Source organism: Brevibacterium sp. LAARM3_SD1 (genome assembly GCF_057364765.1).
In genome coordinates, this window is sequence record NZ_JBNFOL010000006.1 from 105,054 (window position 1) to 120,291 (window position 15,238).

Genomic DNA, 15,238 nt, shown 5'->3' on the forward strand with positions numbered 1-15,238 from the left:
GAAGAAACGGCCGGCCGACTGTCCCGGATCGCAATGATCCATGGGGACGTCGCCGGCCGTTCTCTGTTCTCAACCGGAGGCCGCGAGTCTCATGCAGCGCGGTGTCTCCGGAAGTCTGTCGTCGCCGGGCGCGGACCTCAGTCCGTGCCGGCGTCGAAGGCCGAGGACAGGTTGGCCAGGTCGCTGGCCGCGTCGACATCGGCGCCGGAGTTCGCAATCTCGTCGGCACCGCCGGCTTCGAGCGAGCCCACGAGCTCGGAGGTCGGACCGGAGACGATGCCCATGGCCGCGTACTGCTCGAGGCGGGCGCGCGAGTCGGCGATGTCGAGGTTGCGCATGGTCATCTGGCCGATGCGGTCCTCGGGGCCGAAGGCGGAGTCGCCGACGCGTTCCATCGACAGCTTCTCCGGCTGGTAGGACAGGTTCGGTCCGGTGGTGTTGACGATCGTGTAGTCGTCGCCGCGGCGCAGGCGCAGAGTGACCTCGCCGGTGATCGCCGAGGCGACCCACCGCTGCATGGACTCGCGGAGCATGAGCGACTGCGGGTCGAGCCAGCGTCCCTCGTACATGCGACGGCCCAGGCGGCGGCCTTCCTCGTGGTAGAGGGCGATGGTGTCCTCGTTGTGGATGGCGTTCAGGAGCCGCTCGTAGGTCACGTGGAGCAGCGCCATGCCCGGGGCCTCGTAGATGCCGCGGGACTTCGCCTCGATGATGCGGTTCTCGATCTGGTCAGAGACTCCGAGTCCGTGACGGCCGCCGATTTCATTGGCCTTGTAGACGAGTGCGACCGGGTCGTCGAACTCCTCGCCGTTGATCGCGACGGGGCGTCCGGCTTCGAAGCGGACGGAAACCTCTTCGGTTGCGACCTCGACGTCATCGCGCCAGGCGGCGACGCCCATGATCGGTTCGACGATGTCGAGACCTGCGTCGAGGAATTCGAGCGTCTTGGCCTCGTGAGTCGCGCCCCAGATGTTCGCGTCCGTGGAGTAGGCCTTCTCAGCTGAGTCTCGGTACGGGTAGCCATGTTCGACGAGCCATTCGCTCATCTCCTGCCGACCGCCGAGCTCCTCGACGAAGTCGGAGTCGAGCCACGGCTTGTAGATGCGCAGCTTCGGGTTGGCCATGAGGCCGTAGCGGTAGAAGCGCTCGATGTCGTTGCCCTTATAGGTCGAGCCGTCGCCCCAGATGTCGACGCCGTCTTCCTTCATCGCCCGCACGAGCATGGTGCCCGTGACCGCGCGGCCCAGGGGAGTGGTGTTGAAGTAGGTCTTGCCGCCGGAGCGGACATTGAACGCACCGCATTGCAGAGCGACGAAGCCCTCTTCGACGAGCAGACGCTTGGCATCGACGAAGCGGGCGATCTCGGCGCCGTACTCCTTGGCGCGAGCGGTCACACCGTCGAGGTCGGGTTCGTCGTACTGGCCGATATCGGCCGTGTACGTGCACGGGATGGCGCCCTTGTGGCGCATCCACGCGACCGCGCAGGAGGTGTCCAGTCCGCCGGAGAAGGCGATTCCAACGTGCTCACCGACTGGGAGCGAAGACAGTACTTTCGACATGGCACCAGCGTAACGGCTCTTTGGTGCGATTGTCGAATTGTTATGCATGGGAATGTATTTTTATGTGAGTAGGGTGGGTCGGTGGCATTCCCGCAATCTCGCCGAGGCGGCCCTGATGATTGCTATCGTGTGCGGATGACGAATCCTCCCGCACCCCAGTTCGCCATCCGCGCCGAGACGCCAGGCGATATCGATGCCATCCACGCATTGACCGCGGCGGCCTTCGGTCAGGTGGACGAGGCGGAGATCGTCGACGCTCTTCGCGCTTCCGGCAATGGGTTCGAAGAGCTCTCGTTCGTCGGCGTCCTCGACGGTGAGGTCATCGCTCACGCCATGCTCTCCCGCTGCTTCGTCGGTGAGGTCCCCGGAGTCTGCCTCGCCCCCTGTTCGGTCCAGCCCGAGCATCAGCGCACCGGCGCCGGTACCGCCGTCATCTAGGCGTTGCTGACCGAGGCCTCCCGCAGAGGTGAGGCATTCGCCGTCGTCCTCGGTCATGCCGAGTACTACCCGCGCTTCGGGTTCACCCCGGCGTCCGGATTCGGTATCACCCTCCACGTCGACGTTCCCGACGAAGCGCTCATGGCGATGCCGCTGGCCGGTGAGGTGCCCGCGGGCGCCTGGCCTTCGCTCCCGAATTCGGGGTCTGAGGCTCGGCCTCACCTGCTCCGCCTCGCCCGGACCACCCTCCTGCTCGAGGTGCGTTCGCCCGAATCTCGTCCGCGCGGCTGACCGTCATTTCATCCTCGCGGCGGAGGTGCCGAACGATCGCGAGTCATAGCGTGGAATCACAGGCACGGACCCCGGACGAACCGCTCGGCACCGTGCATGATCGAGGAGGAATTGTGAACACGCAGACGCACAATCAGGCAGGATTCACCGAGGCGACCGGACCAACCGCCGAGGCGGTCCGTGAGACTCCCGCTGCCGACCGGTCCGTCCCCAACAACGCAGTCGACGCGAAAGGGCGTCCGCTCGCCGTGGTGCCCGCGAAAGTCCCGTGGCTCGAACTCGGCATCTTCGCCGTCACCGCCTTCGGCCTCGCATGGCTGGTCTGCCTGCCGCTGTGGTTCTCCGACAAGGGGATCGGCGACCCGGCCCTGCTCCTGACCTGCGGCAGCGCCATGATGTTCACTCCGCTCATCGCCAGCATCATCGCCTCCATCGTCCAACGGCGACGGGTTCGCGCCAGGGGAGAGGTCCTGGCCAGCGCTCCCCGCTACTTCGGCTTCTGGCCGCTGCGCAGCTTCGGCCGCGTCATTGGGATGACCATTGCCGCCTTCTTCGGGATCATGGTCCTCGTCGTTCTCGCCTACCTGGTCAGCGCGGCTTTCGGATGGCTTTCTCTCGACCTCGACGGACTGTCCGGGTTCAAGGCGCAGCTGGACATGATTCCCGGGGCGGACACACTTCCCACGGCAGCCGCCATCGCTATCTATCTGCTGCTCATGGTCGTCGGTTCGGCGGCCAACATCGGCGTGACGATCGGCGAGGAATTCGGCTGGCGCGGATGGCTGCTCACCAGCCTGCGCTCCTTGGGCACCTGGCCCGCACTGCTCATCATCGGTGTCGTCTGGGGTCTGTGGCATGCACCGCTCATCCTGCTCGGCTACAACTTCGGCCGCCCCGACATCACCGGTGTGGGCTTCATGGTCGGTGGCTGCATTATGGTCGGCATCCTCTTCGGCTGGCTGCGCCTGCGCACCGGATCCGTCTGGCCGGCCGTGTTCGCCCACGCCGCACTCAACGGATCCGCAGGCATGCTGCTCGCGCTGTTCCTCGGCACAGGGGCGCAGACTCCGGATCCTGCCCTCGTTGCGTTCCTCGGAGTCGCTGGCTGGATCGTCTCCGCGGTCGTCATCGTGGTGCTCATGGTCACCGGACAGTTCCGGAAACAGCCGGAACTGGGAATCAAGAACGCCAAGCGAGTGCAGGCCGGCCTCGAATTTTGAGGCCCGGCCCCGGCGTCGGCTAGGCTCAAAACCCGATCAACCGGATTCCCAATCCACACAGGAGCCTCATATGACCTTCGGACCTTCGCTGCTTCAGACCGCCGGACGCGTGTTCACCGCACCGATCTTCATCAGCGGCGGCTACTCGGCCATCACTGATCCGGCAGGCAAAGCGGCGATGGCCGAATCGACCCTGGACGCCATCCGCGAATACGTGCCCGGACTTCCCGAAGACAACGAGCTGCTCGTGCGCATCAACGGCGGCGTTCAGATCCTCGCCGGCACCACCCTGCTGCTCGGAATCAAGCCGCGCCTCTCGGCACTCGCACTCGCCGGGTCCCTCATCCCGACCACCCTCGCAGGCCACTCCTTCTGGGAGATGGAAGGCGGAGAGGCGAAGGCCCACCAGACGCAGTTCTCGAAGAATCTCGCCACTCTCGGCGGTCTGCTGCTCCTCCTCGGAGCCGGCGAGAACCAGAAGGCCATCGACAAAGCAGCTGCCAAGGCCGCCGCGAAGGCTGCGAAGAAGGCGGAGAAGCGCGCCCTCAAGCAGGCCTGAGGCATGACGCACCCGTCCGCCGGTGACGCCTCCGGGCAGGAGGCCTCGGACGGTGTGCCCGCCGACCCGATGTCCGCCGCGATCGCCGACATCATCACCTTCAACGACGTCAAGGATCCGAACGTCTGGACGCGACCGACCACGCCGCCGGCCGCGATCGAGATCGTCGACCACGATCCCAATTGGGCTGACCATTTCGCCGAGGCGGCCCACCAGATCCGTCGGGCACTGGGCCAGAGCGGGTCGTTCGTCGGCATTGATCACGTCGGGTCCACCTCGGTGCCAGGATTGCCGGCGAAGCCGATCATCGACATCGCTCTCATCGTCGACGATCCGACTGCCGAAGACGACTATGTCCCCGCGCTTACCGAAGCGGGGTTTGGTCTCACCATCCGTGAACCCGCCTGGTACGAGCACCGGATGTTCAAGCGGCTCGATCCGGAACCCGGACAGCTGGACTGTAATCTCCACGTCTTCGGGCCCCGGTGTGCGGAAGTGGCACGGATGCGGCTGTTCCGCGACTGGCTGCGGGAACATGAGGACGAGCGCGAGCTCTACCAGTCTGTGAAGCGCACCTCGGCCGAGGAATCGAACGCGGTCGGTGAGGCAGTCATGGGCTATAACAGCCGCAAACAGGCCGTCGTCCGCGAGATCTACCACCGTATCTTCGTTGCTCGAGGGTGGCTCTGAATCCTGCGACGACCCCTGGAAATCCGCACAGAAGCGCCTATGATCGAAGCATGGCCAAGGCACTTCTCATCGTCGATGTCCAGAATGATTTCACCGAAGGCGGCGCGCTCGGCGTCACCGGCGGCGACCGCGTGGCCGCGGGCATCACGCGCCACCTTGCCGCACACGCCGGCGACTACGATGCGATCATCGCCTCCCGCGACTGGCACGATGCCGACAGCGACAACGGCGGTCACTTCAGTGACACCCCGGACTTCGTCGACAGCTGGCCCGTCCACTGCGTCGCCGGCACGACCGGCGCCGAATTCGACCCCCTGCTCGACACCGCACCCATCACCCACGAGGTCCGCAAAGGTCAGGGCCGACCCGACTATTCGGCTTTCCAAGGAATCACGGGAACGGGGAGCCGCCTCGGCGAGCTTCTGAACGATCTCACCATCACCGAGGTGGACGTCGTGGGCATCGCCACCGACCACTGCGTGCGCGCCTCCGCGCTCGACGCACTGACCGCGGGAGTGGCTGTCCGCGTGCTCACCGACCTCGTCGCAGGCGTCGGGGAGGACTCGAGCGCGGCGGCCCTCACAGAGGTGGAACAGGCGGGCGCCACCCTCGCATGAGTCGCTGACTCCACCGCTGACTCCCCGCTGACCCCACCACTGACACTCCACCCACAGAAAAATCATCGCCCCAGGCCACAGCGTTTTCTCCATCGAAAGTTGCAGATGGGGTCTGAACTCTTTTGCGATGTTCTCCAGCCCATAGATTGATGGACTGGAGTCATGAACTCACCACTGGCGAAAACCGCACACACGCTGACATCGAAGCGCGGTTCGTGGCTGGTCCTCGGCGGGGTCGTCGTCCTCGTCGTCCTGCTCTTCGGGCTCCTGTCCGGGGCAGGGGAGGACCGGCCCAACGAAACCGCACCAGCCGACTCCGAATCCACTCAGGCCCAGCAGACCCTCGACAAGTTCCCCGAGGCGGACAAACAGTCCGTCATGGTCGTGGCCTCGAACAAGGACGGCTCCGAACTGTCCGCCGGCGATCAGGCCGAACTGAAGAAGCTCGGCACCTCGCTCGGCGACTCCGTCGGAGACGAATCCACGGACCCCGTCACCGGGCCGATCCTCAGTGACGACAAGCAGGCAGCCCTGCTCTTGGTCCCCATCACGGTGGGCATGACGAACTCGGACACCGCCGAGACCGTCGATGACCTGCGCACCGCCATCACCGACGACCCGACCGCTCAGTCGCTCACAGGTGACGGCATGTCTCTGCTGGTCACCGGCGGTCCTGCGATCGGCGCGGACATCGCCTCGGCATTCGACGGTGCGGACTTCACGCTGCTCATCGTCACCATCGTCATCGTCGCCCTGCTGCTCATCATCACCTACCGTTCACCGATCCTGTGGCTGCTGCCGCTCATCGTCATCGGCACCGCCGACGGGCTCGCCTCGACCGTGACCGCGGCCGTCGGCGACTGGCTCGACCTGCAGTTCGATGCGGGAATCATCAGCGTCCTCGTCTTCGGCGCGGGCGCGAACTACGCGCTGCTGTTCATCTCCCGCTACCGCGAGGAGCTGCGCCGCTTCGCCGACCATCGCGTCGCGCTCGCCGAAGCCTGGACGCACACCGCCTCGACGATCCTCGCGTCGAACCTCACCGTCGTCCTGTCCCTGCTCAGCCTCGTCTTCGCGATCATCCCCGGCACCCGCGGCCTGGGCATCACCGCGGCCGTCGGTCTGCTCATCTCCGCAGCCGCCGTCCTCTTCGCGCTGCCGCCCGTGCTCGCGATCTGCGGAAAGAAGATGTTCTGGCCCTTCATCCCGAAAGCCGAGCGGGCCGCGGATGAAGAGATGACCCCCGCCGAGGCGGCCAAGCCCTCGATCTGGCGCACCATCGCCACCCGCGTGGTCCGCAGACCCGGGCTCCACCTCGGTGCCGGGATCGTCATCCTCGGTGTCATGGCCACCGGTTTCATCGGTTCGTCGATCGGTCTCGATCAGACCGAGAAGTTCCGGGTCCAGTCCGAATCGGCGCAGGGGCTCGACGTCCTGGCCGACCACTTCCCGCCCGGCGAATCCCAGCCGATCTGGATCGTCGCCGACAGCGACCATGCCGATGACGTCGTCGATTCGGTCAGCGAGATGAATGGCGTCGTCCGCGCCTCGGCGATCGAGGATACGAGCGTCGACGGCACCTCCGTCACGAAGATCATGGTCACCGGCGAATACGAACCCGACAGTGCGAAGGGACTCGACCTCGTCGAGGACATCCGCACTGACGTCCACGCCATCGACGGGGCGAACGCCCAGGTGGGCGGGGCCGCGGCCACAGAACTCGACGCCCGCGACGGCAACCAGACGGACTTCTTCACGATCGTCCCGATGGTCCTGGCGATCAGCTTCATCATTCTGCTCGGCATCCTCCGCGCACCCATCGCGGCGTTCACCCTGCTGCTCGTCAACGTGGTGTCCTCGGCTGCGGCGATCGGACTCGGAGCCTTCCTGTCGCGGACGATCTTCGGTCAGTCCGCGCTCGATGCGCAGGTGCCGATCCTCGCGTTCCTCTTCCTCGTGGCGCTCGGCATCGACTACTCGATCTTCCTCGCCCACCGTGCGAAGAATGAGTCCGTCCTCCACGGCGGACGTCAGGGCATGATCGAAGCCGTGGCCCACACCGGTGGAGTCATCACCAGCGCCGGAATCGTCCTGGCCGGAGTGTTTGCGGCACTGGGCATGCTGCCGCTGATGGTGCTCGGTCAGCTCGGCCTCATCGTCGGAGTCGGCGTGCTCGTCGACACGATCATCGTGCGCACCGTCATCGTGCCCTCGATCTTCGGGCTCGTGGGCGACAGGATGTGGTGGCCGAACAGGTCGATCACCCACTTCCATGAGAACGCGGAAACCGGTGTGGTCGGCGACATGGTCGCGGGATCGGACGAGTCCGAGCACTACGCACACTCCACCCATCTGCTGGCCGAGAAGTCGTTTGCGGACTCCGGACCCCAGCACGGCAAGCACTGAGCCGTCACGCTGGGCCGGCCCGGGCGACGACATGGACCGTCGCCCGGGCCTCCTCGGTGTTCGCACCGGGTCGCGCATATGTCGTACCGCCGGTGTCCCGGATGTGGTTGAGTTGGCAGGGAGAGCATGACAGCACAAGATCACCGTCTCGGCATATTCACCGCCGAGTTCGACCAGCAGGAAGGAGGCAGCGTGGGCGCACGCAGATGGACAGAGCGCACGATGGAGTTCGGTCAGCACGCCATCGCACTCGTCCTCACGCTCATCTCCTGCATCCGCGCGGTCTCCGTCGGCGCTCCGCTGGTCGCCGCCATCGCCTTGAGCGTGGTGTTTCTCGCTTGGTACGCCCTCGGCGCCGTGAGAGCGGCTCGCTCCGGCGCACTGGTGCTGGCGAAATGGTGGCTCATCGTCCTCGCCGTCGCCTGGCTGTGCACCCTGCTCGTCTCCGCCGAGTTCATCTGGGTCGCATTCCTCCTCTGGCTGCTCGCCGGCCATCTCTTCTCCCTGCGCATCGCCATCGTCTTCACCGCGCTCACCTACATCGCGACGGTCGTCGCTCCGCTCGCGCACTACGGGCAGGTGCCGACCCCGAGCATCATCGGGTCCCTCATCGGCGCCGTCTTCGCCCTCGGTTTGTCCCGCGGCTATATCGAACTGCTGCGCGAAGGCCGCCGTCGTGAGGAGCTGCTGCGCTCCCTCGAACTCGCCCACCAGAATCTTCTCGATCTGCAGGACGAGCTCGCTCTGACCCAGCGGCATGCCGGCGAGATCGAGGAACGCACCCGCGTCTCCCGCGACATCCACGACACGATCGCACAGTCGATCTCGTCGATCCGGCTCATCGCCCACGCCGAGGCGGACCGCACTACCGATGAGCACGCCGGACAGGTGCTGGCCCAGGTCGAGGATCTCGCTGCGCAGAGTTCCCGGGACGTGCGCCGCATCATCGCCGCTCTTGCCCCGGCCGAACTCGAGGACGGGGCGCTGACCGCGGCGATCCGGCGTCTGCTCACCCGTCTCGAGGAAGACAGTTCGATTGCCGGTCGCCTCGATGTCGACGAGACCCTGCCGACTCTGTCCGCCGAGGTGGAGGTGGCGCTGCTGCGGACCGCGCAGTCGGCGCTCGCCAACGTTCGCCAGCACTCGCAAGCCACACGCGTAATGGTCAGCCTCATGGACCACGACGGGGCGATCAGGATGGACATCGTCGACGACGGTGTGGGTATGGCCGATCCGCATAACCGGCAGCGGAACCCGGATTCGGGCTTCGGCCTCGACTTCATCGGCTCCAGGATGCGTGAGCTCGGCGGAGAGCTCGTCATCGAATCGAGTCAGGGATCCGGCTTCGCGATCTCAGCGACTCTGCCCAGCCAATCCCAGTTGCACACCCGCGGTGAGGGCCTCAGCGCCGCTGACGAGGGTCCGGGCACGGAAACGGCGGGCCGCCTCGGCGAGGGTGACGGCACACGCGTGAACACCGACACAGGAGAGAGCGAATGAGCATCCGAGTCGTCCTCGTCGACGATCACCCGGTCGTACGCGCAGGTCTGAAGTCTGTCATCGACGCGCCGGACCACATCGCTGTGATCGGTGAAGCCGGAAGCGGAGAGGAGGTGCTCTCCGTCGTCGACGAACTGGGTCCCGACGTCGTCCTGTGCGACCTCCGGCTGGGGGAGGGGATCGATGGAATCGAGGTGACGAAGCGGCTGCGGGCACGGCCGAACCCGCCGGCAGTGCTCATCCTCACCACCTTCGACCTCGACTCGGAGATCGTCGCCGCGCTCAACGCCGGGGCCTCGGGGTACCTGCTCAAGGACATCGACCCGGGAGACATCTCAACGGCGATCGAGAAGGCGGCGAAGGGGGAGACCTATATGCCCCCGGAGATCTCGTCGAAGGTCTTCGCCGCGATGCGCAACCCGAGTCCGAAGCTGACCCGAAGAGAGCGCGACGTCGTCAAACTTCTGGCCACCGGGGCCTCCAACGCCCAGATCGCCCAGGAGCTCTTCGTCACCGAGGCGACCGTGAAGAGCCACCTCGTCAACGTGTTCACGAAGCTCGGCGTGGACTCACGGGCCCGCGCCATCCGGGTCGCGGAGGACCAGGGGCTGGTGTAGAGGCAGGCAGGTTGGCCTGCCTTCACCGAAAAACGCACTGAGCGTCGACGCACGGGTGTGCACATGCGTTTCTAGACGCTTGTCCCGTTTATCGATGAGCGACCAGCACACCACTCACAACACCCGAAGTGCCAATGGGAATGCCGCCGCCTATGATCAAGCTATGAATCGGGGTAAGAGCAGGAGAAGCGCGTCATGAAGCGGATCTGGGCGGCAGTTATGGCTGTCAGTTTGGTGGCACTGAGCGGTTGCAGCAACGACGGCGCCGAAAAGTCCGAGGGGACACCGTCGCCGACGAGCACCCCGACCTTGGCCGACCCCGTCGAACTCGACTACTACGCTTCAGTGATCACCGACAACGGATCGGATCTGGCCCTCGTCGGAGACGTGATGAGTCAGAAGCTGCGAGTCGTCGATGCCAAGGGCGACGAGAAGTGGAGCATCGACTCCAACGTCAATGAAGACGACAGCGCCACTGAAGCCTACTCGGCGGGTGAGAACGTTATCGTCCACGACTACTCGGGTACGACGACGGCATACTCGTGGGCCGATGGGCAGAAGGTCTGGTCCTTCGAACTCCCAGACGCAGCCGGTTCCTGTCGCCCGGCCCAATCTTTCGGGTCGCAATCGACCAGCGGCGGAGACCGCCTCGGCGAGGGGGACCTCATCCTCCTCGAGAACACCTGGATGAACCCCGAAGAGAACTGCGAAACGTCAGCAGAAGGGGACGCAGTCGTCTACGCCATCGACCCGGAAGCCGGGAAGGAAGCCTGGCCAGCACTGTCGGTCGATGCGGACGGAGAGACTTTCGGCGGGCGGCTCATTCAACTCGCTCCCGACCGGAAATCCGGGGTCATGTCGTGGATGGACGGGGGCGAATCGGTGGTCACGAGGGTGACGTTCGAGGACGGTTCGCACGTGTCCGTTCCCATCACCGAGGCGCGCGAAATCGATGACACCGGCGCCGATTATTTCACGGTGTATCCCACCACGGATCCGAAGACCCTGACGTACGTGTATGGGTCGATGGACGGCGACGACCCGATGAGCTCAGCCGTGACGCGGGCGGCGAAACTGACCGTCCCCGCGGACGTGAAGCCTTCCGAGTCAGACGCACTGGCAGCCACTGACCAGTCCGTCGATGTGAGCATGGAAGACACCTTCGATGCCGTGTGCAGCACCGAACTGAGCTTCACAGCCGACGGGAATCCTGCCTGCTTACAGACTCAGCTGTTCGCCTCGGCGGTCAAATACCAAGGATCTGACGGGGCCGTCGACGGTTGGTACGCCGACGCCCCGGAAGCCGCGGTTGCGAGGATCGGCGGTCTCGGCGGTCCGCAGTGGGAACCCGTCGACCATGGCGATCAGACGCTCGTCGTCGTCCCTGCGACCGATGGTGGGATCGCCGCTTTGGACGCTGCTGACGGCAAGCCGGTGTGGACGACCGACGGACCTCGAATGCGCGAAGAAGGCCTAACGGGAGTCTGGGGCGGGCAGGGAGCGCTGCCGGACGTCGGGCTGGTCGTAGTTACCGACAACAAGAAGACGACGTTCTTCGATGCGAAGACCGGAAAGCCTGTCAGTGATCGTCCAGCTGGGGACTATGCCGACCTGAGTTCGAGCCAGAGGTTCGTCATCGCAACGAATGAAGACACGAGCACGATGTGGGCCGTCGTCGACAAATGAAGGTCGAGATCGCGGGACAGGCCGGGGCTGAAGCCAGGTAGGTCGGGAACCGAGCGTGCCGCACCGGCACCGAGACCGACCGTCGGATGAATAACTGATTGGTAATGATCTTCGGCATCACACCTGGTGAGGGGCTCGGGGCATCCAAGTGAACCATGTGATTCCGCCCGAATCACCCCGTTTCGACTACGGAGTTTCACCTCCTACCGGTAGTCTGTTCCCTGCGCATCGGGACGACCGCGCACATGCACGGAACCGATCGGATCGAGACAGTGGAGGTGACATGGCAGGCGAAGACGAAAGGTTTCCGCCCCGCCCGGTGACCCCACCGAACCGCCGCATCGGTGAACTGTCCGGCAATACCAAGGGCATCAGCGCATCCAAGGGCACCGCCGCCGAGGCGACCCCGCCCCATTCCGCGGACGTGGACTCCCAGCGGCCCCCGGTCTCCCCGGACCGCGGAACCGCGCAGTCCGAAGCAGACGGCGACGCCGCCTCGGCGCTGGATATCACCCTGCCGCACGTCGGCGAGCTGACCTCGGCCAGTGAAGATGCCATCGTCGACCCTTCCGAAGCGGTGCTCGAGAGCATCGACCTCGACACCTGGAAGTGGCCCGAGTTCTTTGCCTTCGCGCTCACCAGAATGCAGGAGATCTTCCCGACCGGCGGCATCCCGCGCGGCATCGGGCCGGTCCGCGAATTCCTCACCGAAGACAATGATTTCCGGCCCTTGGCCATCGACCGCGAGAAATGGCCGGCCGCCGACGAGGACTGGACCACCGTCGGCGACGTCCTCGCCAACACCCACACCGACGCCTGGCTCGTCACCCGCAACGGAGTGGCGCTGGCCGAGGAATACGCCTGGCCGATGAAGCCGGCCCGCCAGCACATGCTCTTCTCCGTGAGCAAGTCCATCGTCGCCACCGTCATCGGTGCCCTCGCCGACGCCGGACTGCTGCGCCCCACCGACCTCGTCACCACGCACGTGCCCGCCCTGGCGAAGAGTGGCTATGCGGGAGCGACCATCCGCGACCTGCTCGACATGCGCTCGGGCATCAAGTTCTCCGAGGAATACCTCGAGAAAGGCTCCGAGATCCGAGCCCTGTTCGAAGCGGTCGATTTCGCGCCCCGATCTGCCACCTCGGCGAAGGGGATCAAGAACTTCCTCACCGGGCTGACCGCCGACCGCGAGCACGGCTCGGCCTTCGTCTACCGCAGCTGCGAGACCGACGTGCTCGCCTGGATCGCTGAGACGGTCACCGGCCAGCCCTTCTCCATCGTCGCCAGCGAATACGTGTGGTCGCGGATCGGCGCCGCCCACGCCGCCCAGGTCTGCCAGGACCGGTGGGGCGGATCGATCGCCGACGGCGCCATCAGCGCCACCCTGCGCGACCTCGCCCGCTTCGGTGAGATGATCGCCCGCGGCGGCACCACCGAAAACGGCGAACGGGTGCTCTCGGCGGAATGGGTCGACGACATCTTCACCGGCGCCGAGGACTCGGCAAAGATCTTCGCCGCATCCCCTTCGGGACGCTCTTATCCGGGCGGCATGTACCGCAGTCAGTTCTGGCTGCCCTCGGCCGACCGCAACGTCGTCATCGGCATCGGCATCCACGGACAGATGCTCTACATCGACCGCGCCACTCAGACCGTCGGCATCAAACTCTCGAGCGACCCCGAACCGGTGAGCCTCGCCGCCCAGCACGGCACCCTGGCCATGTTCGAAGCCATCGCCGAGTCGGTCCCGACCACCGGTCAGCCGCCGGCCGATCCTGCCCCCACCGAGGCGGCTCCTCAGGGCGGCGCATCGAGTGCTCCGTTCGCAGCGCCGAAAGAGGCTGCTCCCGCAGATCCGACCCCGGCAGCGCCCCTTCCCCCGGAGAGTGCGGCCGTGCCTCCCGCAGCTGCACCTCAGGCGCCACCTCTGCCGGAGGGCCGGGCCGCCCCACTCATCGGCCAGAACACGCTCTACTGAGACAGAGCGGTTCGAGTTCTCATTCGAGTCCTCCTGCGGGAGGATCGACCTCGAACCAGCACGGAAAATCGAGGCGGACCCACCCACAGGAGACAAAGGGTGAGATCATCCGACGAAACCCGTGCGGTCGTGAAGCGAGATCGGTAGCGTGAGGATCGGCATGACACCGATCACAGGAGGCGCCGCGATGACCGACTTCTTCGACCGCGAGAACGACGGGAAGTACGACAAAGCCTACAAAGAGACGACCCCCGACATCCTCAAGGCATTCGGCGGATTCAACGACGCCGTCTTCGCCGCAGAAGGCCGTGAGATCCCGCTGAAGTACCGCGAACTCATCGCCTACGCCGTCGGCCTGACCACCCAGTGCGCCTACTGCATCGACTCGCACTCGAACGCCGCCGTCAGGGCCGGCGCCACAGAGACCGAGCTGGCCGAGACCGCATGGACCGCCTCGGCGATCCGCGCCGGCGGAGCCTTCGCCCACGGTCGTCTGGGCTTCAAACTCACCGGCGTCCACGAGCACTGAGTCCACCCGGGGTGAGTCCCGATTGCCTAGACTGAGAGGCGATCATGAGTGACGAACCCCGCACCCTTCCGCGCAGGACACCCCGTTCCCGCCCGCACCGCATCCTCGTGCTGGCATTGGACGGGGTGTCTGCCATGGATCTCGGCGTCCCCGTCCAGGTCTTCGGCCGCGAGTCGAACGCCGCCACGGACCGCACCCGCACCGAGGCGGCCCCGCGCTCCCAGCCGAACCCGAGCGGCGAGGCGGCTTCCGCCGTTCCCGGTGCACGACCGGCGACCGTCCCTGCAGGAACCTGGCCCTACGAGGTCGAGATCTGCGGGATCACCGCAGGAAAGGTGACCGGATCGGACGGGCTGGACTATTCGGTGGATCGGGGTCTCGAAGCTCTGGAGACCGCAGACACGGTCATCCTGCCGGGTGCCACCTCGGCGGTGGCGGACGAACCGCCCGCCGCGGTCATCGGGGCCCTGCTCTCGGCATTCGAACGCGGCGCGCGGATCGCCGCGATCTCCACCGGCACCTTCGTCCTCGCGCGCACGGGTCTGCTCGTCGGACGGCGAGCCACCACGCACTGGTCGACGGCGAAGGAGCTCGCCCGACGGTTCCCCTCGATCAAGGTCGACGAGAACGTCCTCTTCATCGACGAAGGCCAGCTGCTGACCTCCGCCGGAGCCGCCTCGGCGATCGATCTGTGTCTCCATCTCATTCGCAGCGATCACGGCGTCGGCCTGTCCAACCAGGTCGCCCGGCGTCTGGTCGCGGCCGCCTACCGCAGCGCCGGCCAGGCACAGTACGTTCCGCGCAGCGTGCCCGACCCGCTCGGAGACGACTTCGCCGACACCCGCGAATGGGCGCTGCAGCACATCGGGGAGAAGATCACCCTGCGCGACCTCGCCGCCAATGCCGGAGTCTCCGTGCGCACCTTCTCCCGCCGCTTCGTCGAAGACACCGGCTACACCCCCATGCAGTGGGTTCTCAGAGCCCGAGTCGATGTCGCCCGAGAGCTTTTGGAGAACTCCGACCTGGGCATCGAGCAGATCGCTGACCAGGTGGGACTCGGAACCGGTGCGAATCTGCGGATGCACTTCCAGCGCATCCTCTCGACCTCACCGAACGACTATCGCCACTCCTTCCAAGGCTGAACACAGGCC

The 15,238-nt window shown here is 65.8% G+C and carries 14 protein-coding genes; 13 read left to right on the forward strand and 1 reads right to left on the reverse strand.

Features of this window, described 5'->3' with window-relative positions; all coding sequences use genetic code 11:
* Nucleotides 1-137 precede the first annotated feature (137 nt).
* Nucleotides 138-1,559: an argininosuccinate synthase gene (gene argG / locus AC2W7L_RS05275; RefSeq protein ID WP_486003569.1), complete on the reverse strand. Its 1,422-nt coding sequence runs from the start codon at nucleotides 1,557-1,559 to the stop codon at nucleotides 138-140.
* Between the two features lie 135 nt (nucleotides 1,560-1,694).
* Here argG and AC2W7L_RS05280 point away from each other — a divergent pair, with 135 nt between their 5' ends.
* From AC2W7L_RS05280 to AC2W7L_RS05340, 13 genes are all read left to right on the forward strand, one after another.
* Entirely contained in the window at nucleotides 1,695-1,997 is a 303-nt protein-coding gene (locus tag AC2W7L_RS05280; protein ID WP_486003570.1) for a GNAT family N-acetyltransferase, read from the forward strand.
* 3 nt (nucleotides 1,998-2,000) lie between these two features.
* The gene (locus tag AC2W7L_RS05285; RefSeq protein ID WP_486003571.1) at nucleotides 2,001-2,288 is read left to right on the forward strand and encodes a hypothetical protein; all 288 of its coding nucleotides are present in this window, start codon (nucleotides 2,001-2,003) and stop codon (nucleotides 2,286-2,288) included.
* Between the two features lie 113 nt (nucleotides 2,289-2,401).
* A complete protein-coding gene (locus AC2W7L_RS05290) occupies nucleotides 2,402-3,508 on the forward strand; it encodes a CPBP family intramembrane glutamic endopeptidase (RefSeq protein WP_486003572.1) in 1,107 nt (368 codons plus the stop codon).
* 70 nt (nucleotides 3,509-3,578) lie between these two features.
* Nucleotides 3,579-4,067 carry a DoxX family protein gene (locus AC2W7L_RS05295; RefSeq protein WP_486003573.1) on the forward strand — a complete coding sequence of 163 codons (489 nt, stop codon included), beginning with the start codon at nucleotides 3,579-3,581 and terminating at the stop codon, nucleotides 4,065-4,067.
* 3 nt (nucleotides 4,068-4,070) lie between these two features.
* Nucleotides 4,071-4,757 (forward strand): GrpB family protein, encoded by a 687-nt coding sequence (locus AC2W7L_RS05300; RefSeq protein ID WP_486003574.1) that lies wholly within the window; start codon nucleotides 4,071-4,073, stop codon nucleotides 4,755-4,757.
* Nucleotides 4,758-4,807: 50 nt separating this feature from the next.
* On the forward strand, nucleotides 4,808-5,374 hold the full coding sequence (locus tag AC2W7L_RS05305) for an isochorismatase family protein (protein WP_486003575.1): 567 nt from the start codon (nucleotides 4,808-4,810) through the stop codon (nucleotides 5,372-5,374).
* A 162-nt stretch (nucleotides 5,375-5,536) separates the two neighbouring features.
* The gene (locus tag AC2W7L_RS05310) at nucleotides 5,537-7,780 is read left to right on the forward strand and encodes an MMPL family transporter (protein ID WP_486003576.1); all 2,244 of its coding nucleotides are present in this window, start codon (nucleotides 5,537-5,539) and stop codon (nucleotides 7,778-7,780) included.
* A gap of 126 nt (nucleotides 7,781-7,906) precedes the next feature.
* A complete protein-coding gene (locus tag AC2W7L_RS05315; RefSeq protein WP_486003577.1) occupies nucleotides 7,907-9,280 on the forward strand; it encodes a sensor histidine kinase in 1,374 nt (457 codons plus the stop codon).
* On the forward strand, nucleotides 9,277-9,897 hold the full coding sequence (locus AC2W7L_RS05320; RefSeq protein WP_486003578.1) for a response regulator: 621 nt from the start codon (nucleotides 9,277-9,279) through the stop codon (nucleotides 9,895-9,897). The genes AC2W7L_RS05315 and AC2W7L_RS05320 overlap by 4 nt, the downstream gene beginning before the upstream one ends.
* 195 nt (nucleotides 9,898-10,092) lie before the next feature.
* On the forward strand, nucleotides 10,093-11,583 hold the full coding sequence (locus tag AC2W7L_RS05325) for an outer membrane protein assembly factor BamB family protein (protein ID WP_486003579.1): 1,491 nt from the start codon (nucleotides 10,093-10,095) through the stop codon (nucleotides 11,581-11,583).
* A gap of 283 nt (nucleotides 11,584-11,866) precedes the next feature.
* Nucleotides 11,867-13,558: a serine hydrolase domain-containing protein gene (locus tag AC2W7L_RS05330; protein WP_486003580.1), complete on the forward strand. Its 1,692-nt coding sequence runs from the start codon at nucleotides 11,867-11,869 to the stop codon at nucleotides 13,556-13,558.
* A 160-nt stretch (nucleotides 13,559-13,718) separates the two neighbouring features.
* Complete coding sequence (locus AC2W7L_RS05335; protein WP_486003581.1) at nucleotides 13,719-14,087, forward strand: carboxymuconolactone decarboxylase family protein; 369 nt, start codon at nucleotides 13,719-13,721, stop codon at nucleotides 14,085-14,087.
* 44 nt (nucleotides 14,088-14,131) lie between these two features.
* Entirely contained in the window at nucleotides 14,132-15,229 is a 1,098-nt protein-coding gene (locus AC2W7L_RS05340; protein WP_486003582.1) for a GlxA family transcriptional regulator, read from the forward strand.
* Nucleotides 15,230-15,238 lie beyond the last annotated feature (9 nt).

Bases quoted from the DNA above. Each gene is read 5' to 3' on its own strand.
- AC2W7L_RS05310 (WP_486003576.1), top strand. From the start codon at position 5,537: ATGAACTCACCACTGGCGAAAACCGCACACACGCTGACATCGAAGCGC.
- AC2W7L_RS05320 (WP_486003578.1), top strand. From the start codon at position 9,277: ATGAGCATCCGAGTCGTCCTCGTCGACGATCACCCGGTCGTACGCGCA.
- AC2W7L_RS05295 (WP_486003573.1), top strand. From the start codon at position 3,579: ATGACCTTCGGACCTTCGCTGCTTCAGACCGCCGGACGCGTGTTCACC.
- AC2W7L_RS05315 (WP_486003577.1), top strand. From the start codon at position 7,907: ATGACAGCACAAGATCACCGTCTCGGCATATTCACCGCCGAGTTCGAC.
- AC2W7L_RS05325 (WP_486003579.1), top strand. From the start codon at position 10,093: ATGAAGCGGATCTGGGCGGCAGTTATGGCTGTCAGTTTGGTGGCACTG.
- AC2W7L_RS05340 (WP_486003582.1), top strand. From the start codon at position 14,132: ATGAGTGACGAACCCCGCACCCTTCCGCGCAGGACACCCCGTTCCCGC.
- AC2W7L_RS05305 (WP_486003575.1), top strand. From the start codon at position 4,808: ATGGCCAAGGCACTTCTCATCGTCGATGTCCAGAATGATTTCACCGAA.
- argG (WP_486003569.1), bottom strand. From the start codon at position 1,559: ATGTCGAAAGTACTGTCTTCGCTCCCAGTCGGTGAGCACGTTGGAATC.
- AC2W7L_RS05330 (WP_486003580.1), top strand. From the start codon at position 11,867: ATGGCAGGCGAAGACGAAAGGTTTCCGCCCCGCCCGGTGACCCCACCG.
- AC2W7L_RS05300 (WP_486003574.1), top strand. From the start codon at position 4,071: ATGACGCACCCGTCCGCCGGTGACGCCTCCGGGCAGGAGGCCTCGGAC.
- AC2W7L_RS05335 (WP_486003581.1), top strand. From the start codon at position 13,719: ATGACACCGATCACAGGAGGCGCCGCGATGACCGACTTCTTCGACCGC.
- AC2W7L_RS05280 (WP_486003570.1), top strand. From the start codon at position 1,695: ATGACGAATCCTCCCGCACCCCAGTTCGCCATCCGCGCCGAGACGCCA.